Annotated in this window: 18 protein-coding genes; 8 read left to right on the top strand and 10 right to left on the bottom strand. The window is 69.8% G+C overall.

The genetic code is table 11. The annotated features are described in order from the left end of the window. Positions 1 to 173 precede the first annotated feature (173 nt). Positions 174 to 3014: a preprotein translocase subunit SecA gene (gene secA / locus RNB18_RS33030; RefSeq protein ID WP_311717772.1), complete on the top strand. Its 2841-nt coding sequence runs from the start codon at positions 174 to 176 to the stop codon at positions 3012 to 3014. A gap of 137 nt (positions 3015 to 3151) precedes the next feature. On the opposite strand, the gene RNB18_RS33025 is transcribed toward secA, so the two are convergent. After that, positions 3152 to 3904, bottom strand: a complete 753-nt coding sequence (locus RNB18_RS33025; protein ID WP_311717771.1) for an Rv3235 family protein — start codon at positions 3902 to 3904, stop codon at positions 3152 to 3154. A 306-nt stretch (positions 3905 to 4210) separates the two neighbouring features. Between RNB18_RS33025 and RNB18_RS33020 the strand changes: the two genes are divergently transcribed. Then, positions 4211 to 4726, top strand: coding sequence for a DUF6912 family protein (locus RNB18_RS33020; RefSeq protein WP_311717770.1), 516 nt, complete (start codon positions 4211 to 4213; stop codon positions 4724 to 4726). Between the two features lie 88 nt (positions 4727 to 4814). After that, on the top strand, positions 4815 to 5480 hold the full coding sequence (locus RNB18_RS33015) for an HAD family hydrolase (RefSeq protein ID WP_311717769.1): 666 nt from the start codon (positions 4815 to 4817) through the stop codon (positions 5478 to 5480). A 49-nt stretch (positions 5481 to 5529) separates the two neighbouring features. Here RNB18_RS33015 and RNB18_RS33010 read toward each other — a convergent pair whose 3' ends face one another. Further along, positions 5530 to 6096: a DJ-1/PfpI family protein gene (locus RNB18_RS33010; RefSeq protein WP_266528590.1), complete on the bottom strand. Its 567-nt coding sequence runs from the start codon at positions 6094 to 6096 to the stop codon at positions 5530 to 5532. Positions 6097 to 6611: 515 nt separating this feature from the next. Between RNB18_RS33010 and RNB18_RS33005 the strand changes: the two genes are divergently transcribed. After that, positions 6612 to 11561, top strand: a complete 4950-nt coding sequence (locus RNB18_RS33005; protein ID WP_311717768.1) for an NAD-glutamate dehydrogenase — start codon at positions 6612 to 6614, stop codon at positions 11559 to 11561. Positions 11562 to 11634: 73 nt separating this feature from the next. Here the strand turns inward: RNB18_RS33005 and RNB18_RS33000 are convergent, their stop codons facing one another. Continuing rightward, positions 11635 to 12450: an ABC transporter ATP-binding protein gene (locus RNB18_RS33000; RefSeq protein ID WP_311717767.1), complete on the bottom strand. Its 816-nt coding sequence runs from the start codon at positions 12448 to 12450 to the stop codon at positions 11635 to 11637. Continuing rightward, positions 12443 to 13360, bottom strand: a complete 918-nt coding sequence (locus tag RNB18_RS32995) for an ABC transporter permease (protein ID WP_311717766.1) — start codon at positions 13358 to 13360, stop codon at positions 12443 to 12445. The genes RNB18_RS33000 and RNB18_RS32995 overlap by 8 nt, the downstream gene beginning before the upstream one ends. A gap of 280 nt (positions 13361 to 13640) precedes the next feature. On the opposite strand from RNB18_RS32995, the gene RNB18_RS32990 reads away from it, so the two are divergent. Continuing rightward, positions 13641 to 14279 (top strand): TetR/AcrR family transcriptional regulator, encoded by a 639-nt coding sequence (locus RNB18_RS32990; protein ID WP_199873722.1) that lies wholly within the window; start codon positions 13641 to 13643, stop codon positions 14277 to 14279. 7 nt (positions 14280 to 14286) lie between these two features. Here the strand turns inward: RNB18_RS32990 and RNB18_RS32985 are convergent, their stop codons facing one another. Beyond that, on the bottom strand, positions 14287 to 14991 hold the full coding sequence (locus tag RNB18_RS32985; RefSeq protein ID WP_311717765.1) for a Crp/Fnr family transcriptional regulator: 705 nt from the start codon (positions 14989 to 14991) through the stop codon (positions 14287 to 14289). A gap of 99 nt (positions 14992 to 15090) precedes the next feature. On the opposite strand from RNB18_RS32985, the gene RNB18_RS32980 reads away from it, so the two are divergent. Further along, positions 15091 to 15354: a YciI family protein gene (locus RNB18_RS32980; protein WP_311717764.1), complete on the top strand. Its 264-nt coding sequence runs from the start codon at positions 15091 to 15093 to the stop codon at positions 15352 to 15354. Between the two features lie 58 nt (positions 15355 to 15412). Here the strand turns inward: RNB18_RS32980 and RNB18_RS32975 are convergent, their stop codons facing one another. After that, on the bottom strand, positions 15413 to 16345 hold the full coding sequence (locus tag RNB18_RS32975) for an ADP-ribosylglycohydrolase family protein (RefSeq protein WP_311717763.1): 933 nt from the start codon (positions 16343 to 16345) through the stop codon (positions 15413 to 15415). 103 nt (positions 16346 to 16448) lie between these two features. Further along, positions 16449 to 16862, bottom strand: coding sequence for an organic hydroperoxide resistance protein (locus RNB18_RS32970; RefSeq protein WP_311717762.1), 414 nt, complete (start codon positions 16860 to 16862; stop codon positions 16449 to 16451). A 122-nt stretch (positions 16863 to 16984) separates the two neighbouring features. Between RNB18_RS32970 and RNB18_RS32965 the strand changes: the two genes are divergently transcribed. After that, a complete protein-coding gene (locus RNB18_RS32965; RefSeq protein WP_311717761.1) occupies positions 16985 to 17461 on the top strand; it encodes a MarR family winged helix-turn-helix transcriptional regulator in 477 nt (158 codons plus the stop codon). A 135-nt stretch (positions 17462 to 17596) separates the two neighbouring features. Then, positions 17597 to 18577 (top strand): UDP-glucose 4-epimerase GalE, encoded by a 981-nt coding sequence (gene galE / locus RNB18_RS32960; protein WP_311717760.1) that lies wholly within the window; start codon positions 17597 to 17599, stop codon positions 18575 to 18577. 142 nt (positions 18578 to 18719) lie between these two features. Here galE and RNB18_RS32955 read toward each other — a convergent pair whose 3' ends face one another. From RNB18_RS32955 to RNB18_RS32945, 3 genes are all read right to left on the bottom strand, one after another. Further along, positions 18720 to 20975: a bifunctional glycosyltransferase/CDP-glycerol:glycerophosphate glycerophosphotransferase gene (locus tag RNB18_RS32955; RefSeq protein ID WP_311717759.1), complete on the bottom strand. Its 2256-nt coding sequence runs from the start codon at positions 20973 to 20975 to the stop codon at positions 18720 to 18722. Positions 20976 to 21115: 140 nt separating this feature from the next. After that, positions 21116 to 22024 carry a carbohydrate ABC transporter permease gene (locus RNB18_RS32950; RefSeq protein ID WP_311717758.1) on the bottom strand — a complete coding sequence of 303 codons (909 nt, stop codon included), beginning with the start codon at positions 22022 to 22024 and terminating at the stop codon, positions 21116 to 21118. Then, positions 22021 to 23364 carry a carbohydrate ABC transporter permease gene (locus RNB18_RS32945; RefSeq protein WP_311717757.1) on the bottom strand — a complete coding sequence of 448 codons (1344 nt, stop codon included), beginning with the start codon at positions 23362 to 23364 and terminating at the stop codon, positions 22021 to 22023. Before RNB18_RS32945 ends, RNB18_RS32950 begins: the two co-directional genes overlap by 4 nt. Positions 23365 to 23368: the final 4 nt, after the last annotated feature.

Below are 23368 nucleotides of genomic sequence, written 5' to 3'. Positions count from 1 at the left end.
CCATCGGTGTTCCCCGTCCGTTGTTCCCTTTGAAACAGATTTGAAGGAGCTGACAGTCGGCGTACCCGGCAGGCCTCCCGACGCGGCGGGGTCCTCGCATACGATGGCCGTTGCTCAGTAAGTCAAATGGAAACCGACCGTCCCAGGCCCGACCGGCAAGGAGACCAACCCCCGTGTCCGTCCTCTCGAAGATCATGCGTGCAGGCGAAGGCAAGATCCTGCGCAAGCTGCACCGCATCGCGGACCAGGTCAACTCCATCGAAGAGGACTTCGTCGACCTCTCCGACGCCGAGCTGCGGGCCCTCACCGATGAGTACAAGCAGCGGTACGCCGACGGTGAGAGTCTGGACGACCTGCTGCCCGAGGCGTTCGCCACCGTTCGCGAGGGTGCCAAGCGCGCCCTCGGCCAGCGTCACTACGACGTGCAGATCATGGGCGGCGCCGCCCTCCACCTCGGCTATGTGGCCGAGATGAAGACCGGTGAGGGCAAGACCCTCGTCGGCACTCTGCCGGCGTATCTGAACGCGCTGTCCGGCAATGGCGTGCACCTGATCACGGTCAACGACTACCTGGCCGAGCGCGACTCCGAGATGATGGGCCGCGTCCACAAGTTCCTCGGCCTGAGCGTCGGTTGCATCCTCGCCAACATGACGCCGGCCCAGCGCCGCGAGCAGTACGCGTGCGACATCACGTACGGCACGAACAACGAGTTCGGCTTCGACTACCTGCGCGACAACATGGCGTGGTCCCAGGACGAACTAGTCCAGCGCGGCCACAACTTCGCCATTGTCGACGAGGTCGACTCCATCCTCGTCGACGAGGCCCGTACGCCGCTGATCATCTCCGGTCCGGCCGACCAGGCCACCAAGTGGTACGGCGACTTCGCCAAGCTGGTCACCCGCCTGAAGAAGGGCGAGGCCGGAAACCCGCTCAAGGGCATCGAGGAGACCGGCGACTACGAGGTCGACGAGAAGAAGCGCACGGTCGCCATCCACGAGTCCGGTGTCAGCAAGGTCGAGGACTGGCTGGGCATCGACAACCTCTACGAGTCGGTCAACACCCCTCTGGTGGGCTACCTGAACAACGCCATCAAGGCGAAGGAGCTCTTCAAGAAGGACAAGGACTACGTCGTCATGGACGGCGAAGTCATGATCGTCGACGAGCACACCGGCCGTATCCTCGCCGGCCGCCGCTACAACGAGGGCATGCACCAGGCGATCGAGGCGAAGGAAGGGGTGGACATCAAGGACGAGAACCAGACCCTTGCCACGATCACCCTCCAGAACTTCTTCCGCCTCTACAAGCGCCACGACCACAACGGCAAGGAACAGCCGGGCCTCTGCGGCATGACCGGTACGGCGATGACCGAGGCCGCCGAGTTCCACCAGATCTACAAGCTCGGCGTCGTCCCGATCCCGACCAACCGGCCCATGGTCCGCAAGGACCAGTCGGACCTGATCTACCGCACCGAGGTCGCGAAGTTCGAGGCGGTCGTCGACGACATCGTCGAGAAGCACGAGAAGGGCCAGCCGATCCTCGTCGGTACGACGTCGGTCGAGAAGTCCGAGTACCTCTCCCAGCAGCTCAGCAAGCGCGGCGTCCAGCACGAAGTGCTGAACGCCAAGCAGCACGACCGTGAGGCGACGATCGTCGCCCAGGCCGGCCGCAGGGGCGCCGTCACCGTCGCCACCAACATGGCCGGACGTGGTACCGACATCAAGCTCGGCGGCAACCCCGAGGACCTCGCCGAGGCGGAGCTGCGCCAGCGCGGCCTCGACCCCGAGGAGCACATCGAGGAGTGGGCCGCGGCCCTGCCCGCCGCCCTGGAGAAGGCCGAGCAGGCGGTCAAGGCGGAGTTCGAGGAGGTCAAGGACCTCGGCGGGCTCTACGTCCTGGGTACCGAGCGGCACGAGTCGCGCCGTATCGACAACCAGCTGCGCGGTCGTTCCGGCCGACAGGGCGACCCCGGCGAGTCCCGCTTCTACCTCTCCCTGGGCGACGACCTGATGCGGCTGTTCAAGGCCCAGATGGTCGAGCGCGTGATGTCGATGGCGAACGTCCCGGACGACGTCCCGATCGAGAACAAGATGGTCACGCGCGCGATCGCGTCCGCGCAGTCGCAGGTCGAGCAGCAGAACTTCGAGACCCGTAAGAACGTCCTGAAGTACGACGAGGTCCTCAACCGCCAGCGCGAGGTCATCTACGGCGAGCGGCGCCGCGTCCTGGAGGGCGAGGACCTGCAGGAGCAGGTCGTGCACTTCATGGACGACACGATCGACGAGTACATCGCGGCGGAGACCGCCGAGGGCTTCGCGGAGGACTGGGACCTCGACCGGCTGTGGGGCGCGTTCAAGCAGCTCTACCCGGTGAAGATCACCGTCGAGGAGCTGGAGGAGGCGGCGGGTGACCGCGCGGGCCTGACTGCCGAGTACATCTCCGAGTCGATCAAGGACGACATCCACGAGCAGTACGAGGCGCGTGAGGCGCAGCTCGGCTCCGAGATCATGCGTGAGCTGGAGCGCCGGGTCGTGCTGTCGGTCCTGGACCGCAAGTGGCGCGAGCACCTCTACGAGATGGACTACCTCCAGGAGGGCATCGGCCTGCGCGCGATGGCGCAGAAGGACCCGCTGGTCGAGTACCAGCGCGAGGGCTTCGACATGTTCACCGCCATGATGGAGGGCATCAAGGAGGAGTCCGTCGGCTACCTGTTCAACCTGGAGGTCCAGGTCGAGCAGCAGGTCGAGGAGGTCCCGGTCGAGGACGAGAAGCCGTCTCTCGCCAAGCAGGACGCGGTTCCGGCGCAGGCAGGCTCGCGTCCCGAGATCCGCGCGAAGGGGCTCGACGCCCCGCAGCGCAGGGACCTGCACTTCTCCGCGCCGACCGTGGACGGCGAGGGCGGTGTCATCGAGGGCGAGTTCGCCGACGACGACGAGCCCGTGCGCTCCGAGGCGGACGGCCTCACGCGCGCGGAGCGGCGCAAGCAGTCCCGTGGTCGGGGGCGGCGCAAGAAGTAGGTACTGCCTACGGGGCGATGGGCGCCGTAGCGGATCGATGTGACGGTGCCTGTGGCGCCGTGGCACAGGAAGGGCCGGTCACCTCGGGGTGGCCGGCCCTTCGGCGTGCGACGGACCAGCGGGCTTCTCCGGGCCTGTCAGTCGTCGTCCGGGCGAGGTGCCCGGGAGCCGCCCAGTTCGACCGCGGTGCAGCGCCAGCGGAGGTCCTGGCCCTGTTCCAGGCGGAAGGCCATGGCGCGCAGCTGGTCGCCGGCACCGATGCGGGCGAAGGCCTCCACTGCGCCCGGCCGGGGGACGTAGTAGCCGATGTCCCGGACGACGGGGCGGGTGCCGTGGGTGCGCAGGGGGCCGCGTTCGGCGAGCCAGGCCAGTTCGTCGTATGCGCGGCCCGCGGTGTGCCGGAGCATCGAGTGGACGGGGCGCTGACCGCTCAGGACGGCGAGGAGGAGATCTGCGAAGAGGTCGGTGGGGCGGGGCTGGGGGACCCGGGGGCGGCGCGGGGTCTGGGACGGTACGACGGGGGCGGTTGCGGGGGCTGCGGTGCGTCCGTCGGCGAGGGCTGCTGCGACGCGGGTGGAGGGCGTAGAGCCTGCCGTGGCGGCCGTGTCGGTGGTGCCGACCGGCCTGGGGCCTGCCGTGGTGCTGCGCCTCGGAGCTCCGGTGGTCGTGTCGTTCCGACCCGGGGTGCCTTGCGGGCGGGTGTCCGTGGGGCGCGTACGGGCGCGGAGGGCGCTGCCGGGGGAGCCCGGTGGGCGGCCGTCGCCCGGGGCCGTGCGCGGCGCGCTGCCGCCGGGAGTACGAGGTGGCGTGCCGCCCGGGCGGCGGGAGTCGCGGCGAGCCGGCGGGCGGATGCCGGGGTGGTGCTGAGCCCTGGTCATGACCTTGTTCATGGGATCCCCGTTCTGCGAGCCCGGGAAGTACCGGGCGGTAACTTTCGTTGGGGATCTTGTACGGGTCCGTGGACCACGGCGGCAAGGAAGCGACGGGCCGCGTCGGGTGGCCGGAATGTTCACCTATCAGGGTGATCGGAGAGGGTGGAACCCCGTGGCCCCGGGGGCGTGGCGGGTGAATTCCGGGCCCGGGGTGGACGCCCGCCGAGGGGTGGGCAGGGACTCGAAAGGGGACGCCCGCACGTATCCTGAAGGCCTTCGCGGAGCCCTTCCGATCACGTTCTCCGACCACGAAAGCGGCCAGCCATGCGCGTCTACGTCCCCCTGACCCTCTCCGGTCTCGCCGAGGCGTACAAGACGGGTGAGCTGGGGGCCGGACCGCTCCTCGCCTACGCCGTCACGCCCGCCCTGCGCGAGTGGTACCTCTCCGACGACATCGAGGAGCTGGAGTACGCGGCGCTGAACCGGGCTGCACTGGCCTCGCTGCGGCTGCTCGCGGCGGACGCCGGGGCCGCCCGGCGACGGGTCGTGGTGGCCGTGGACGTGGCCGACGGGGCGGCGGGCGCCGATCCCGACCGGGCGCTGGATCCCTCGGCGCTCGGTGAGGTACGGGTGACCGGGACGGTGAGGCTGGCCAAGGCGGCCGCGGTGCACGTCGATTCGGACGACGCGGAGGAGGACGTCACCGCCGCCGCGGACGCGCTGGAGGCGGCCGACGCCGGGGACGACGACGCGCAGTTCGTCGTGGACGGGGCCGAGGACCACGAGCTGCTGTGGTACGCGACGCAGGAGATCCCGAATCTGGTGGGGCTGGGCGGCTGAGCCCGTGATCCGGCCGGCCGGGCAGCCGCTTTACCCTCTTTGACCTGCTGGTCTCTTGATTGTCAGTGGGGGCGGGTACTTTTTTGGCATGGGGAAGCTGACAGGGGCGCACATCGTCTGGGACTGGAACGGCACGCTGTTCCACGACAACGACGCGATCATCGGGGCGACGAACGCGGCATTCGGCGAGCTGGGGCTCGCGCCGATCACGATGGAGCAGTACCGGGCGCTGTACTGCGTGCCGGTGCCGAAGTTCTACGAGCGGCTGCTCGGCCGGCTGCCCACCGACGCGGAGTGGGAGGTCATGGACGAGACCTTCCATCGGTACTACACCGAGCATCGGGTCGGGTGCGGGCTCACCGAAGGGGCGGTGGAGCTGCTCGTGGGATGGCGGTCGGCCGGGCACAGTCAGTCGATCCTCAGCATGTACGTGCATGACGAGCTGCTGCCGTTGGTGCGGGGGTTCGGGATCGAGGCGCACTTCCTGCGGGTGGACGGGCGGACCGGGCCGTCCGGGGGGAGTAAGTCGGAACACATGGAGCGGCATTTCGCCGCGCTGGCGGGGGTCGAGGCGGCCCGGACCGTGGTGATCGGGGACGCCGCGGATGACGCGGTGGCGGCCATGCGGGTGGGGGCCCGGGCCGTGCTCTACACCGGGGGGTCGCACAGCCGGGCCAGTCTCGAGGTGGCGGGGGTGCCGGTGGTGGACACCCTGGCGGAGGCGGTGGCGGAGGCCGAGCGCATAGCGGCGTGACGGTTCCTGCCGGTTCCGCGACCACGGCGGCACGCAGGTGCCCCGTCGGCTACGTCACCGGTGCCTTCGCCCCGAGCACCTTCAAAAACTCCCGCATCCAGCCCGAGTGGTCCGGCCAGGCGCGGGAGGAGACCAGGGTGCCGTCGACCACCACCTCTGCGTCCTGGAAAGCGGCGCCGGCGGACTGCATGTCGGGTTCCAGAGCCGGATAGGCCGTGACGCGGCGGCCGCGGAGACCGTCGATCGCGGCGGTGAGCAGCGGGCCGTGGCAGATCTGGGCGACCGGCTTGTCCGCGTCGAAGAAGGACTTGAGGATCTTGCGGAGCTCGGGATCGTTGCGCAGGTACTCGGGGGCGCGGCCGCCGGGGATGACGAGGGCGGCGTACTGACCGGCGTCGACCTCGGCGAAGGCCAGGTCGGCGGGCCAGGTGTAGCCAGGCTTCTCGGTGTAGGTGTCGAAGCCGGGTTCGAAGTCGTGGACGACGAAGCGGAGCGTCTTGCGGGCGGGGGCCGCGATGTGGACCTCGTAGCCCTCCTCACGGAGGCGCTGGTAGGGGTACAGGACCTCCAGCGACTCTGCTGCGTCGCCGGTGACGATGAGGATTTTTACGGTCATGTCGGCAACGTGCACCGCGGAGCCGTGCTTGCCAAGGGGGCGCGCGAAGGGGAGGGAAGAAGGTCATGGCCTGGATGCGATGTGGGCACTGTGCAGAGTGTCAAAGTTCCACCCCCGGTTTTGTACACATACGGCTCATGACGACCCCCCTGTAAGGAGCGATAGCCTTGGTGGCGTGATCAGCGCGATAGTTCGCGGGGGCGCTGTGGCCCCCGCCCTGCGCCCGGTGCGCACGGAACACCTCCGTGGCCGGGCGGCGGTCGCTGGTCCTCGCGGGCGGGACGGGGCCGTAGGGGCCCTCATGACGCCGAGTACACCCTCGTCAGCAGCGCGGCAGAGAGCAGCGTCACACCTGGCGGGCGTGTCGAGAATGGCTGATATACCCCCGCTCATCTCACCTTGCGGCATAGCGTCGGAGCAGACCGGAGACCCCGGGCCGTGGCGTCGAGCCGCAGGGGAAGAGACCGTACTTCCTTCTACGTCACGCAACGGCGCGCGACAGGAGTCAGAGGACAATGCAGACCAAGCTGGACGAAGCCAAGGCCGAGCTGCTCGAGAGGGCCGCACGGGTAGCTGAGAACAGCCCGGCCGGGGTGCACCTACCGACTGGGACGACCGACGAGGACACCCCCCGCACCCCGGACACCCCGGACAGCGAGACCGTCCTCGCGTTCCTCCAGCGCTACTACCTGCACACGGCCCCGGAGGACCTCACCGGCCGTGACCCGGTCGACATCTACGGAGCCGCTCTCTCCCACTTCCGGCTTGGCGAGACGCGCCCTCAGGGCACGGCCAACGTGCGGGTGCACACGCCCACGGTGGAGGAGAACGGATGGACGTGCACCCACACGGTCGTCGAGGTCGTCACCGACGACATGCCCTTCCTCGTCGACTCCGTCACCAATGAGCTGACCCGGCAGGGGCGCGGCATCCATGTCGTCATCCACCCCCAGGTCGTCGTCCGCCGTGACCTCACCGGCAAGCTGATCGAGGTCCTCACCCTCCCGCCCGTCGGCGATCTGCCGCACGACGCGCACACCGAGTCCTGGATCCACGTCGAGATCGACCGCGAGACCGACCGCGGCGACCTGAAGCAGATCACCGCCGACCTGCTGCGCGTCCTGTCCGACGTCCGGGAGGCCGTCGAGGACTGGGAGAAGATGCGGGACGCGGCCCTGCGCATGGCCGACGAACTGCCCGCCGAGCCCGTCGCCACCGATCTGCGCGACATGGAGATCGACGAGGCCCGCGAACTGTTGCGCTGGCTGGCCGCCAACCACTTCACCTTCCTCGGCTACCGGGAGTACCAGCTCAGGGCGGACGACTCCCTCGCGGCAGTCCCCGGCACCGGCCTCGGCATCCTGCGCTCCGACCCGCACCACGCCGGCGAGGAGGGCCACCCGGTCAGCCCGTCCTTCGAGCGGCTGCCCGCCGACGCCCGCGCCAAGGCCCGCGAGCACAAGCTGCTCGTGCTGACCAAGGCCAACAGCCGGGCGACGGTGCACAGGCCGTCGTACCTCGACTACATCGGTGTCAAGAAGTTCGACGCGGACGGCAATGTCGTCGGCGAGCGGCGTTTCCTCGGACTGTTCTCCTCCGCCGCCTACACCGAATCAGTACGCCGGGTTCCGGTCATTCGGCGCAAGGTGGACGAAGTGCTCGAAAGGGCCGGGTTCTCGCCCAACAGTCACGACGGCCGCGACCTGCTCCAGATCCTGGAGACCTACCCGCGCGACGAGCTCTTCCAGACCCCCGCCGACGAGCTGGAGTCCATCGCCACCTCCGTCCTGTACCTCCAGGAGCGGCGGCGGCTGCGCCTCTACCTGCGCCAGGACGAGTACGGCCGCTACTACTCGGCCCTCGTCTACCTGCCCCGCGACCGCTACACCACCGGCGTCCGCCTCAGGATCATCGACATCCTGAAGGAGGAACTCGACGGCATCAGCGTCGACTTCACCGCCTGGAACACCGAGTCGATCCTGTCCCGACTGCACTTCGTGGTCCGCGTTCCGCAGGGCACCGAGCTGCCGCAGCTCAGCGACAGCGACAAGGAGCGCATCGAGGCCCGCCTGGTCGAGGCCGCCCGCTCCTGGGCCGACGGCTGGAACGAGGCGCTCAACGCCGAGCTCGGCGAGGAGCACGCCGCCGAGCTGTCGCGCCGCTACGGCAACGCCTTCCCCGAGGGCTACAAGGCCGACCACACCCCGCGCTCCGCGGTCGCCGACCTCATCCACCTCGAACGGCTCGGCGAGGAGAACGACTTCGCGCTCAGCCTCTACGAGCCGGTGGGCGCCGCCCCCGAGGAGCGCCGCTTCAAGATCTACCGCAAGGGCGACGCCATCTCCCTGTCCGCCGTGCTGCCGGTCCTCAGCCGGCTCGGCGTCGAGGTGACGGACGAGCGGCCCTACGAACTGCGCTGCTCGGACCGCAGTAACGCCTGGATCTACGACTTCGGCCTGCGCATGCCCAAGTCGCAGAACGGCGGCGGTGACTACCTCGGTGACGACGGCCGCGAGCGCTTCCAGGAGGCCTTCGCCGCCACCTGGACCGGCAAGGCGGAGAACGACGGCTTCAACGCCCTGGTGCTGAGCGCCGGCCTGGGCTGGCGCCAGGCGATGGTGCTGCGGGCGTACGCCAAGTACCTGCGCCAGGCGGGCTCGACGTTCAGCCAGGACTACATGGAGGACACCCTCCGCAACAACGTTCACACCACGCGGCTGCTCGTCTCCCTCTTCGAGGCACGGATGTCGCCGGACCGCCAGCGCGCCGGGCACGAACTCGTGGACGCCCTTCTGGAGGAGCTCGACGCGGCCCTCGACCAGGTGGCTTCGCTGGACGAGGACAGGATTCTCCGCTCCTTCCTGACCGTCATCAAGGCGACCCTGCGCACCAACTTCTTCCAGGAGGCCGCGGGCGGCAAGCCGCACGACTACGTCTCCATGAAGTTCGACCCGCAGGCCATCCCCGACCTCCCGGCCCCGCGCCCGGCGTTCGAGATCTGGGTCTACTCGCCGCGCGTCGAAGGCGTGCACCTGCGCTTCGGTAAGGTCGCGCGCGGCGGTCTGCGCTGGTCCGACCGGCGTGAGGACTTCCGCACCGAGATCCTCGGCCTGGTCAAGGCGCAGATGGTGAAGAACACCGTCATCGTGCCGGTCGGCGCCAAGGGCGGCTTCGTCGCCAAGCAGCTGCCCGACCCGGCCGTCGACCGTGACGCGTGGCTGGCCGAGGGCATCGCCAGCTACAAGACGTTCATCTCGGCGCTGCTCGACATCACCGACAACATGGTGGCCGGTGACGTCGTCCCGCCCGCCGACGTCGTACGGCACGACGAGGACGACACCTACCTGGTCGTCGCCGCCGACAAGGGCACCGCGACCTTCTCGGACATCGCCAACGGGGTGGCCGAGCAGTACAACTTCTGGCTCGGCGACGCCTTCGCCTCCGGTGGCTCGGCCGGCTACGACCACAAGGGCATGGGCATCACCGCCCGCGGTGCCTGGGAGTCCGTCAAGCGGCACTTCCGCGAACTGGCCGTCGACACCCAGTCCGAGGACTTCACCGTCGTCGGTATCGGCGACATGTCCGGTGACGTGTTCGGCAACGGCATGCTGCTCTCCGAGCACATCCGCCTGGTCGCCGCCTTCGACCACCGGCACATCTTCATCGACCCGAAGCCCGACGCGGCCACGTCCTACGCCGAGCGCCGCCGCGTCTTCGAGCTCCCGCGCTCCAGCTGGGCCGACTACAACACCGAGCTGATCTCGACGGGCGGCGGCATCTTCCCCCGTACCGCCAAGTCCATCCAGGTCAACGCCCACATCCGCGAGGCCCTCGGCATCGAGGACAAGGTCACCAAGATGACCCCGGCCGACCTGATGAAGGCGATCCTCAAGGCGCCGGTGGACCTGCTGTGGAACGGCGGCATCGGCACCTACGTGAAGGCCTCCACCGAGACCCACGCGGACGTCGGCGACAAGGCCAACGACCCGATCCGAGTCGACGGCGCCGACCTGCGGGTGCGGGTCGTCGGCGAGGGCGGAAACCTGGGCCTGACCCAGCTGGGCCGGATCGAGTTCGCGCTGCACGGCGGGAAGATCAACACCGACGCCATCGACAACAGCGCCGGTGTGGACACCTCCGACCACGAGGTGAACATCAAGATCCTGCTCAACGGCCTGGTCACCGAGGGCGACATGACGGTCAAGCAGCGCAACAAGCTGCTCGCCGAGATGACCGACGAGGTCGGCCGCCTGGTCCTGCGCAACAACTACGCGCAGAACACCGCCATCGCCAACGCGCTCGCCCAGTCCAAGGACATGCTCCACGCCCAGCAGCGCTTCATGCGCCACCTGGTGCGCGAGGGACACCTCGACCGGGCCCTGGAGTTCCTGCCCACCGACCGCCAGATCCGCGAGCGCCTCGGCGCGGCACAGGGCCTGACCAGCCCGGAGACGGCCGTCCTGCTGGCGTACACGAAGATCACGGTCGCCGAGGAGCTGCTGCACACCTCGCTGCCGGACGACCCCTATCTGCACGGCCTGCTGCACACGTACTTCCCGGCCGCGCTGCGCGAGAAGTTCCCCGAGCACATCGACAACCACCCGCTGCACCGCGAGATCACCACGACCGTCCTGGTCAACGACACGGTCAACACCGGTGGTACGACCTACCTGCACCGCCTGCGCGAGGAGACCGGCGCCTCGCTCGAGGAGATCGTCCGGGCGCAGACCGTGGCCCGCGCCATCTTCCGCTCCGGCGTGGTGTGGGACGGGGTCGAGTCCCTCGACAACCAGGTCGAGGCCGCCGTACTGACCCGGATCCGGCTGCACTCGCGCCGACTGGTCGAGCGCGGCACACGCTGGCTGCTCAACAACCGACCGCAGCCGCTCCAGCTCGCCGAGACCGTCGAGTTCTTCGGCGACCGCGTCGAACAGGTGTGGTCGCAGCTGCCGAAGCTGCTGCGGGGCGCCGACCTGGAGTGGTACCAGAAGATCTACGACGAGCTGACCGGCGTCGGCGTCCCGGACGAACTCGCCACGCGCGTGGCCGGATTCTCCTCCGCCTTCCCGACGCTGGACATCGTCTCGGTGGCCGACCGCATGGGCCGCGACCCGATGGATGTCGCCGAGGTGTACTACGACCTCGCCGACCGCCTCCACATCACCCAGCTCATGGACCGCATCATCGAGCTGCCCCGCGCCGACCGCTGGCAGTCCATGGCCCGCGCCTCCATCCGCGAGGACCTCTACGCGGCCCACTCGGCGCTCACCGCGGACGTCCTGGCCGTCGGCAACGGCACCTCGACCCCCGAGCAGCGCTTCAAGGCCTGGGAGGAGAAGAACGCCCCGATCCTGAGCCGGGCACGCACCACGCTGGACGAGATCCAGGGCTCGGACGCGTTCGACCTGGCCAACCTGTCGGTGGCGATGCGCACCATGCGGACGCTGCTGCGGCAGCATTCATAGGTGATACGACGACGAGGGCGCCCGGAACCGTGAGGTTCCGGCGCCCTCGTCGTCGTGGAGGGAAAGCCGTGGGTCAGGCCGCGACCTTCGGCTTCGCCTTGTCCGGGCCGCCCGTGAAGTCCTCGTAGGCCGCCAGGACCTCGTCGGTCGGGCCGTCCATGCGCAGTTCGCCGCGCTCCAGCCAGAGCACCCGGTCGCAGGTGTCGCGGATCGACTTGTTGCTGTGGCTGACCAGGAACACCGTGCCCGCGGTCTGCCGAAGCTCGCGGATGCGGGCCTCGGAGCGCTTCTGGAAGGAGCGGTCGCCGGTGGCGAGGGCCTCGTCGATGAGCAGGACGTCGTGGTCCTTGGCGGCCGCGATGGAGAAACGCAGGCGGGCCGCCATGCCGGAGGAGTAGGTGCGCATCGGCAGGGTGATGAAGTCGCCCTTCTCGTTGATGCCCGAGAAGTCGACGATCTCCTCGTAGCGGTCCCTGACCTGCTCGCGGGACATGCCCATCGCGAGGCCGCCGAGGTGGACGTTGCGCTCGCCGGTGAGGTCGTTCATCAGGGCCGCGTTGACGCCGAGGAGGGAGGGCTGGCCGTGGGTGTAGATGCGGCCGTTCTCCACCGGGAGCAGACCCGCGACCGCCTTGAGCAGGGTCGACTTGCCGGAGCCGTTGGTGCCGATCAGTCCGACCGCCTCGCCCTTGTAGGCGACGAACGACACGTTCTTGACGGCGTGCACCTTGCGTACGCCCGCTGCCTTCTCGGCCTGGCCCCGGCGCATCATGCGGTTGAGGGCGGCGGTGGCGGAGCCCCTGCCCGCGCCGGTGCCGTTGACGCGGTAGACGATGTCCACGCCGTCGACGACGACGGTGGGGATCTTGTCGTTCTCGATGTCAGCCACGGCCGTACGTCTCCTCAGCCTTCCAGAAGTAGATGAAGCCGCCGACGCCGGCGACCAGCGCCCAGCCCACCGCGAGCGCCCACACGTGATGCGGCAGTTGGCTCGCGTGGAAGCTGTCGATCAGGGAGTAGCGCATCAGGTCGATGTAGACGGCGGCCGGGTTGGCCTGGAGGACAGGGACCACCCAGGACGGCCAGTCGTGGTGACCCTTGGCCAGCTTGTCGATGCTCCACATCACGCCGGAGACGTACATCCAGGTGCGCAGGACGAACGGCATCAGCTGCGCGATGTCCGGCGTCTTGGCGCCCATCCGCGCCATGATCATCGAGACGCCCGCGTTGAACGTGGACTGAAGGACCAGCGCCGGGATCGCCAGCAGCCAGGACGCGGCGATGGGCACACCGAAGCAGAGCAGGATGACGACCAGGGCGGCCATCGAGAAGAGCAGCTGCTGGAGCTGCTGGAGGGCGAACGAGATCGGCAGCGCGGCCCGCGGGAAGTGCAGGGCGCGCACCAGGCCGAGGTTGCCGGAGATCGCGCGGGTGCCCGCCATGATCGAGCTCTGCGTGAACGTCCAGATGAACACGCCCGTGACCAGGAACGGGACGTAGTCCGGCACGTTCCTCTTGGTGCCCAGCAGCACGCCGAAGATGAAGTAGTACACCGCCGCGTTCAGCAGCGGGGTCATGACCTGCCAGACCTGGCCCAGCTTCGCCTGGCTGTACTGCGCGGTGAGCTTGGCGGTCGAGAACGCGGTGATGAAGTGGCGCCGCGCCCACAACTGGCGGACGTACTCCGGCAGCGAGGGACGGGCGCCGCTGACCGCGAGGCCGTGCCGGGCGGCCAGGGCCGTGAGGTCGTCGTCGGCCTGGGGCGCTGTCGGGGGCGGTGTGTCGAGGACCTGGCTCACATCCGCTGCTTTCACTCGGGGGGTGGGGGTGGTGCGCGTGCGGCCGGCGTGCCCGTCATCCGACGTTTCCTTACGTGACTCTTCACGTTCTCTTACGTCGGGACGGGACCGTATCGTCGCAACGTGAGCGTAGGACGAGTGAGCGTCGGAACGCAACCGTTTCGTCGTGACGGATGACGATGGAACGTAACCGTATCGTCGTAACGCGCCACACGTCGGGACGCGCCTGTTCCGTCGTAGCGACGCGCGTCGGGACGGGACCGTTTCGTCGCTACGCCCTATGCTGGTCCGCATGACGACCAACGCCGACGCGCCGCCGACCCGTCCGCGCCGCCGTGCCCCGGCAGGAGCCGCCGTACTCCGTGAGGATGTGACGGAAGCCATTCGGGCAGCCGTCTTCGAGGAGCTCGCGGCCGCCGGATACGCACGGATGTCGATCGAGGGCATCGCGCGCCGCGCGGGCGTCGGCAAGACCGCGGTCTACCGCCGCTGGCGTTCCAAGCTGCACCTCGTCCTCGACGTCGTCTCGGAGATCGCGGTGATGGGGCTGCCGGTGCCGGACACGGGCTCGCTGGAGGACGACCTGCGGATGCTGTACGAGGTGACGTCCCGGGCGCTGCGCCACCCCGTGGCCTCGCAGATCATCCCGGACCTGCAGGCCGAGGCGGCCCGCAACCCCGAGATCGCCGAGGCCCTGCAGAACGCGTTGCAGAAGGGCCAGGAGGGCGTCGCCAGCAAGATCGTCACGGCGGCGGAGCAGCGGGGGGAGCTCCGCACGGGCTTCAACGACGAGCTGGCCCTCGATCTGATCTCCGGCCCTCTGTACTGGCGCTCGGTGGTGATCCGCAGCCCGAAGCTGCCGAAGGGATACCTCGCGGCACTGGCGCGGGCGACGACGGAGGCGCTGAAGGCGCTCTGAGCCTGCCTCAGCGACTGTGGCGGGTGTACTGCGTTGCGCGCAGGGCGAGGAGTTCCGGTGCCAGCACCCGGATCCGGCCGCCGCCGTTCTCCGTGGGGCCGATCAGTCCGTCCCGCCTGAGCCGGGACAGCGCGCGGTTGACCGTGACGCGGGTGACTCCGAGCAGGTCGGCGAGTTCGCGCTGACCGCCGGGGAGGGGGACGTGGCCGTCGGTTCCGTCCCGGCCGAGTCCGTCCAGCAGCCAGGCCGCGAGACGGGCCTCGCAGGGGAGGGTGGCCGTGTCGGTGAGCCGTTCCTGCTGGGCGCGGGCCTGGGTGGCGAGGAGCCGGAAGACGTGGGCGCGTACGGTCGCGGAGTCGTCGAGCAGGGCCGTGAAGCGGCCGCGCGGGACGGCCCGTACGGCGCATGGGGTGAGCGCGGTGACGGTGGCCGTGTGGCCGGCCCCGTCGAGCAGCGCGACCTTGTCGAGGGCGCAGGGTCCGGCCCACGTCCCGAACCGTACGACGCGTCCGGCGGTGGTCGTGGCGGACGCGGACGCGGTGCCGTCGAGCAGGACGAGCAGATGGTCGGCGGGGGTGCCTTGGCTGCGCAGGGTCTCGCCGCGGGCGTAGTGGCGGGGGACCGAGGTCTCCCACAGGCGGCGCAGGCCGGCTTCGGGGAGTGTGGCGAACAGCGGGACGCCCCGCAGTCGCCGCCAGTCGGGTGCGGACATGACGGCTCCTCTCCTCGCTGTATCGCCTGATACAGACCTGCGCGGCGGGCTGAGCCTAACGTCGGTCGCGTCGGCCTGTTGCCCTCGAAGGGGGACCTTGTGCTTGTCGTGGAACTCGCCTTCACACCCGCGCCCGAACGCCTTGCCGCCCGCCCCGCTCACCGCGAGACGCTCGGCCGTCTGCATGCCGAGGGGAAGCTGTTTGCCGCGGGGCCGTGGGAGGACGACCAGGGGGCGATGCTGCTGTTCGCGGTGGGGCGGGCAGAGCTGGAGGAGATTCTGGAGGCGGATCCGTACTACCGGCACACGCCGGGGGTCGAGGTGCGCGCGATTCGCGAGTGGGCGCTGTTGGTGGGCGTCTGAGGGGCCCGCGGCGGAGCCGCATGTCGGATACAGCCCCGTGCCCCCTCCGGCGCTTCTGTCAGCCGGTGAGCCGACGAGTGAGGTTCGCCAAGTCGGACGTCCTCAGCACCCGGTCGGCGAAGCCCGGCAGTGGTACGTGCAGGGGTGCTGTCCAGCGCTCCGGGACGGCCGCGAGGCCGTACACCGCTCCGGCCAGGCCACCCGTCACCGCTGCCACCGTGTCCGTGTCGCCGCCCAGGTCGATCGCGGCGCGTACGGCCGTCTCGTACGAGGTCGTCGTGCGCAGGGCCCAGACCGCGGAGCCCAGGCAGGGCCATACGGCGCCGTTGAACTCCGTGGCCTGGTCGGGGTGCCAGTCGGTGGCCAGGACGGTGGCGTAGCGCCGGCGGTGCTCCGGGTGGACCACGTCGAGGGTGGCTGCCACGGCGTCCAGCGGGTCGTCACCGGCGAGGGCCACCCGTATCAGCTCGTGGAAGACGGCCGTGCCCTCCCAGGCGGCCCGGTCGCCGTGGGTGAGGGCGGCGAGCCGGCGGGCGGCGTCCATGGTGGCCTCGCGGCCGTGAGGGGCGAAGTGCACGGCGGACGGGGCCGCTCGCATCAGCGCTCCGTTCCCCGCGGCTCGCTGGTTCACCTGGAAGTGGAGTGCGGCGGCGATGTCCCAAGGGTCGCCGCTGCTCAGCACGGCCTCGGTCTGGAGACCGATGTCCTTCGGCTCCGCCGCCGCCCACCGCTGGAACCGCCGAAAGATGTCAGGGAGTTCGAGCCCGTCGCACTCCACCAGGGACTCGGCGACCAGGACCGCCATCTGTGTGTCGTCGGTCGCCTCGCCCGGGTCCCAGCCGCCGCCTCCGCACATCTCGCTGCCGTGCCCCGGCTCCGGAAAGCGGTCCGAGAAGGCACCCTCCGGCCCGAACTCGAAGGGGGCGCCCAGCGCGTCCCCCACGGCAGAACCGATGACGGCGCCCAGGGCGCGCTCTGCGCGAACGACCATCCGCGCAGGCTAGCCGTGAGCAGTTGACTGCCTGCCGCGCGGGTCGGCCCGGAACCGCCGGCAACCCGTGCAGGCGAGCCCTGGTGCGACCCCGGTGCGACCTCTACTCGATGACGAGGTCGACCTCGATGTTGCCGCGGGTGGCGTTGGAGTAGGGGCAGACCTGGTGGGCCGTCTCGACGAGCTTGCGGCCGGTCTCCGCGTCCACGGAGTCGGGCAGCTCGACGCGGAGGGTGACCTTGAGGCCGTAGCCCTCGCCCTGCTTGCCTATGCCGACCTCGGCGGTGACGGCGGCGTCGCTGACGTCCACCTTGGCCTGGCGGCCGACGAGACCGAGGGCGCTGCCGAAACAGGCGGCGTAACCGGCGGCGAACAGCTGCTCCGGGTTGGTGCCCTGTCCGTTGCCGCCCATCTCCACCGGCGGGGCCAGCGCGACGTCGATCTTGCCGTCGTTCGTGTAGGCCCGGCCGTCGCGGCCGTGGGTGGCGGTGGCGACAGCGGTGTAGAGCGCGTCCATGAAAGACCATCCCTCTCGAAGTCTTGTTCCGGCGGCTCATCCGCGGCCGCCTCACGGCTGCAAGTAGAGCACACAATTTAGTTGTGTACAACTAAATGGCCCGCAAGAGCTATCCTGGAGACATGACCACGCCACCGACCGCCACCGACTGGCTCCGCCTCGACCAGCAGATCTGTTTCTCCCTGAACGCGGCCTCCCGCGCCTTCGGCAGCGTCTACCGCGTGATCCTCAAGGATCTGGGGATCACCTACCCGCAGTACCTGGTGCTGCTGGTGCTGTGGGAGCACGGCGACCTGCCCGTCAAGAAGCTCGGCGAGCACCTGCGGCTCGACTCGGGCACCCTGTCCCCGCTCCTCAAGCGACTCGAGGCGGCCGGCCTGGTCCGGCGCGAGCGCAGTGCCCGCGACGAGCGCTCGGTGGAGGTACGGCTCACCGAGCAGGGCGTCGCCCTGCGCGAGCGCGCGGTGCAGGTGCCGCGCCGGATCGTCTCGGCGACCAGCTTCGACGTGGACGAGATCCGCGAACTGCGGGCCCGCCTGGACCAGCTCACCTCGGCCCTGGACGCGGCGGTGCACGCCGAGCTGCCCGACGAGGACTGACACTTACGGCACATCAGTTCCGGCACCGCACGTGTCCCGGCATTCACCCGCGGTCACCACGGTGGCACCCGTCGGCCCCGACCGCCTGGTTCACTGAGACGCGGACACGGGTCAACCGAAGAGGGGACGGCCGTAATGACCTGGCTGATCACCGGCGGCGCCGGCTACATCGGGGCGCACGTCGTGAGGGCGATGACCGAGGCGGGCGAGCGGGCGGTCGTGTACGACGACCTGTCCACCGGCGTCGCCGAGCGCGTGCCGGCCGACGTGCCGCTGGTGGTGGGTTCCACGCTGGACGCCGAGCGGGTCGCGCACACCCTGGCGGACCACGAGGTCACCGGCGTGGTCCACCTCGCGGCCAAGAAGCAGGTCGGCGAGTCGGTGGATCTGCCGCTGCACTACTACCGACAGAACGTCGAGGGCCTGCGCGTCCTCCTGGAGGCGGTGACGGCGGCCGGGGTCCCCTCCTTCGTCTTCTCCTCCTCCGCGGCGGTGTACGGCATGCCGGACGTCCCGCTGGTGACGGAGGAGACCCCGTGCGCGCCGATGTCCCCGTACGGCGAGACCAAGCTGGCCGGTGAGTGGCTGGTCCGCGCGACGGGCCGCGCGACAGGCCTCTCCACGGCCTGCCTCCGCTACTTCAACGTGGCGGGAGCGGCGAGCCCCGAGCTGGCCGACACGGGCGTCTTCAACATCGTCCCGATGGTCTTCGAGAGGCTCACGGCCAACGCGGCCCCGCGCATCTTCGGCGACGACTACGACACCCCCGACGGCACCTGCGTCCGCGACTACATCCACGTCGCCGACCTGGCCGAGGCCCATGTGGCAGCGGCCCGCGCCCTGCAGTCCTCCCCCGGCCGCGACTTCACCGTCAACATCGGCCGCGGCGAAGGCGTCTCCGTCCGCGAGATGATCGACCACATCAACGCCATCACCGGCTACGACCGCCCCCCGACGGTCACCCCCCGCCGCCCCGGAGACCCGGCCCGAGTCGTCGCCTCGGCCGACCTGGCGGCCACAGAACTCGGCTGGAAGGCCAAACTCGACGTGCAGGACATGATCATGTCGGCCTGGGAGGGATGGGTACGGCTGCATCCGGAGGCGGCCCGGGGCTAGGCCCTAGGGGCTGGCGCTCAGGAGCGAGTGCCGGACGCAGGCCGGCAGCAGCGGAGCCGGCGCCCCGGTCGTCCCACCGGGCGCCTGGTGGACGGGCGGGTCGGTGTGGGACGGGACGGGCTGGACGGCATGGGGACCCCTTCTAGTGGGTCTCGGTGACGGGCGTGTCCGTCGCGGAGCGGTGCACGGTGGCCAGCGGGAAGCGGTCGAGCGCCGCCGCCGCCGACGGCACCGGGTGGCGCTCGGCGAGCGGGATCACCGGTGGCAACTCGGTCTCGCCCAGGACGACATGGCGTACGACCCGCTCGGCGGCGCGGCCGTCGTCGTACGGGCAGAAGCGCGCTCGGAACGCCGAGCGCAGCTGGGTGGAGCGGGACCCGCGCCAGTGGCCGGTGGCGAAGATGTCGGTCAGTTCGTCCTCGCTGCGCGCGACCGCGCCCGGCGCGATGGACCGCAGGTCGAAGTAGGTGCCGCGGGCCGCCTCGTACGCCTCCTGGTCGTCGGCGTGGATCACGATCGGGCGGTCCAGGTTGGCGTAGTCGAACATCAGGGACGAGTAGTCGGTGACCAGGGCATCCGAGGCCAGACACAGGGACTCGACGCTCGGGTGGTCGCTGACGTCGATGACCCGGCCGGTCGCGGGGGAGACGAGCGGGCCGCCGTGGCGGTGGTGGGCGCGGGCCAGTACGACGAAGCGGGGGCCCAGACGGCGCAGAAGGCGGTCCAGGTCGAGGGTGGTGCGCTGGGTGCGGCGGTAGTCGCGGTGGGTCGGCGCGTACAGGATCGCGACCGACCCCTCCGGAATGCCGAGGGACTCGCGCAGTCGCCGTACGTCCTCCGAAGTCGCCCGCTGGAACACGTCGTTGCGGGGATAGCCGTAGGGAAGCACGGTGTAGCCGCCGGGGTAGACGCGTTCCCAGGTCAACGTGGTGTGGCGGTTGGGGGACAGGAGGTGGTCCCACTGGTCGACGCCGCTCAGCATCTCGTGAAAGTCCAAGTCCCCTGCCGCCGCCGGGCGTTCCTGGAGATCCAGGCCCATGTGCTTGAGGGGCGTGCCGTGTTGGGTCTGGACGAGGACCTGGCCGGGGCGCTTGACCAGACGGCGGTCGAAGTCGGTGTTGTTCACGAGGTACTTGGAGCGGGCGAGCGCCGTCCAGTAGGCGGCCGTGCCGGGGCGCAGCCGGAGCGTCGCGGTCGGGATCGTGTGGTGGTGCTCGGGACGGGCGATCCACGCGGTGCGGATGTGCGGGGCGAAGGTGCGGAACGCCTCCTCCAGCGCGCCCGGGTTGCAGCCATGACCGCGACCCCCGTACGCGGCGAAGACGGCCCGGTCCTCGCGCAGAGGGAGGCGCAGCTGGACGCGGTAGTGGAGCCGGAGAGCCGCAGCGCGCAGGGCCTTGGCGAGGCGGAAGACCGGCCTGGTGGCCCGCCGCCTGAGACGCTGGGCCAGTTCCGCGACCCGGTAGGTGCGGTACAGGCCCAGGTGGATCACCTTGTGGCGTAGCCAGGAGCGCCCCGGGACCGGGCCCGGGGTGCGATGTGCGCGGTAGTGGTCGCGGGCCCGCCGCAGGAACTCGCCGCGGCTGCCGCGCGGGAGGCGGTCCCGGTCGGCGAACACCGCCCAGATGTCGTCCACCATGCGGCGGAACAACACCGGCCGCCACTGCGCGAGTTCGGGGCGCGAGTCGACGTGGGCGAAGACCCTGTCGTACTGGTCGAAGATGTCGAAGTGGCCGGCCGTGCCGAGGGCCCGGCTCCGTCGGCGCTGCCGGTGGTGGACGCAGACCCGGTCCAGGGTGGCGATCGACTCGGCGGTCATCAGGACCGGGTAGGTCCAGGGCGTGTCCGCGTGGTGGCCGGGCGGGAAGGCGAAGCCCCCGCTTTCGACGAACTCCCTGCGGTACGCCTTGTTCCAGGCCGCCGTCGGTGCCCGCAGCAGCCCCGGGCGGTCCTCCAGGAGGAAGGGGGCCGGGCCCTGCTCGCTGAGCTGCCCCGTGACGGCGTTGCGGACGGTCTCGCCCGACCAGGGGACGAGCGCGTGGTCGTAGAGCAGGACGTCCGGTTCGCCGGTCTCCTTCAGCCGGTCGGCGATCGCCCGCAGCGCGTGCGGGGTGAGGGTGTCGTCGCCGTCCAGGAAGACCAGGTAGTCGCCCGTCGCCTCCGAGATCCCCGCGTTGCGGGCGGGACCGAGCCCCTTGTTCCGCGCCAGGTGGACCACGCGGACGCGTGGATCGCGGGCCGCGAACTCGTCGGCGATCTCGCCGCACGCGTCCGGCGAGCCGTCGTCGACCACGATCAGTTCCAGATCCTCGTACGACTGTGACAGCACCGATTCCAGGCATGCGGGCAGATACGCCTGAACCTTGTACGCGGGGACGATGACACTGAACCTGGGCACGGCACATCCAAGGGTCGGCGCGGCAGTTCTGCCCGGGAACGCCCCATGGAGGAGCTTGGTTACGGTCCGTACGGCATTCGGGCGAACGCGAAGGGGCGGACCGGTGTCGGTCCGCCCCTTCAAGTCGGCTGTCGTACGGGCTACTTGACCGCGCCCGCCATCACGCCGGACACGAACTGCCGCTGGAACGCGAAGAACACGAGCAGCGGGATCACCATGGAGATGAACGCGCCCGGCGCCAGGACGTCGACGTTGTCGGCGAAGGCGCGCATCTGGGTCTGCAGGGCGACCGTGATCGGCTGGCTGTCGGCGTCCGTGAACACCAGGGCGATCAGCATGTCGTTCCACACCCACAGGAACTGGAAGATGCCCAGGCTCGCGATCGCGGGCGCGCCGAGCGGCATCACCACCCTGGCGAACAGGCGCAGTTCACCCGCACCGTCGAGCCTCGCCGCCTCCAGGAGTTCGCGGGGGATCTCCGCGAAGAAGTTCCTCAGCAGGAACACCGCGAAGGGCAGACCGAAGCCCGTGTGGAAGAGGATCACCCCGAAGATGTTGCCGAACAGGCCCAGTTTGCCGAAGAGTTCGGCGATCGGGATCAGCGCCACCTGCACCGGCACCACCAGCAGACCGACCACGCCCATGAACCACCAGTCGCGGCCGGGGAATTCCATCCACGCGAACGCGTAGCCCGCGAGCGCGCCGATGACGATCACCAGGACCGTCGCCGGGACCGTGATCAGCACGGTGTTGACGATGGAGCCGGTGATGTCGCTGTTGTGGAGCAACTTGTCGTAGCTGTCGAAGGTCATCTGGGACGGCTCGGTGAAGACCTTCCACCAGCCGGTCGCGGCGAGGTCCTGCGGGGTGCGCAGCGAGGAGATCAGCAGCCCGATCGTCGGCACCAGCCAGAACAGGCCGACGAGGACGAGGAAGACGCTGATCAGGCCGCCGCTGACGCGTTCGACGAGCCGTGAGCCGAGCGACTGCTTCGCCTTCACCCCGTCGGCCGCTGCCGTCTCGGGAAGCCTTTCGGCCTGAGTGGTCATCGCCGTACCTCCCGCCTGAGCCGACGAATGTTGAACCACATCACCGGGATCACCAGCAGCAGCAGGAACACCGAGATGGCGCTCGCGATGCCCGGCTGATCCTCGGCGAAGCCCTTGCGGTACAGCTCCAGGGCGAGGACGTTCGCGTCGTCCTGCGAGGAGCCCGGGGCGATGATGAAGACGAGGTCGAAGATCTTCAGGACGTTGATCATCAGGGTCACGGCGACGACCGCGAGAACGGGCGCGAGGAGCGGGACCGTGACCCTGCGGAAGACCTGCCACTCGCTCGCGCCGTCGACCCGGGCCGCCTCCAGGAGTTCGCGGGGGATGCCCGCGAGCCCGGCCGCGATCAGCACCATCGCGAAACCGGCCCACATCCAGATGTACGACCCGATGATCGCCGGCGTCACCAGCGACGGTCCGAGCCAGTCCAGCCCGTTGTAGGCCTCCTTGAAGTTGCTCGCCGGAAGCCGCAGTTGGGCCCCGTCGGCCTTCTCCGAGAAGGAGAACGTGCCGTCCTCCCCGGCCTTCGCCGTCTCGACGACCTTGCCGTCCTTGACCGCCTCGATCTTCATGCCGGGGTAGCCGAGTTCGCTCGGGTCGACCCCGCCCAGCGTGCCGACGCCCTTGCCGCGGGTGAAGTCCTGCCAGGTCGTGCCGGTGATCCTGCCCGGGTCGGCCTGGGGGGCCACGGCCTTCTTCGCGTCACCCGGCATCTGGTCCGGGGCGACACCCACCAGCGGCAGGGTCACCGTGCCGCCGGTGCGGACGGTCGTCTTGGTGATGAACCCGCCCCCCTGGGCCACCAGCGGCGACTCACGGCCCGGGTGCGCCTTCGGGAACGCCGAGGCCTGACTGAACGTGTCGTGCACGCCCACCCACACCGCGTTCGCGAAACCCTTGTCCGGGTCCTGGTCGTAGACGAGCCGGAAGATGATGCCCGCCGCCAGCATGGAGATCGCCATCGGCATGAAGACGACCAGCTTGAACGCCGTTCCCCAGCGCACCCGTTCGGTCAGCACCGCGAAGATGAGACCGAGCGCGGTGGCGATCGTCGGAGCGAACACCACCCAGATGATGTTGTTCTTCAGCGCCGTGCGGATGCCGTCGTCGGTGAACAGGGCCTTGTAGTTGTCGATTCCGGCGAATCCGTCGCCGGACTGGTTGTAGAAGCTGCGGACGATCGAGTACCCGATCGGGTAGACCACGAGCGCGCCCAGCAGCACGAGGGCGGGCAGCAGGAACATCGCTGCCACGATCCTGCGTGTGCCGGTCACGCTCTTGCGCGACTTGGGGGAGGCAGGGGTCGGAGGGACCCCTGCCTCGGTGGCCGAGGTCATCGCG

Source organism: Streptomyces doebereineriae (assembly GCF_031845645.1).
Lineage (GTDB): Bacteria > Actinomycetota > Actinomycetes > Streptomycetales > Streptomycetaceae > Streptomyces > Streptomyces canus.
This window is presented reverse-complemented; position numbering and strand designations above follow the sequence as displayed.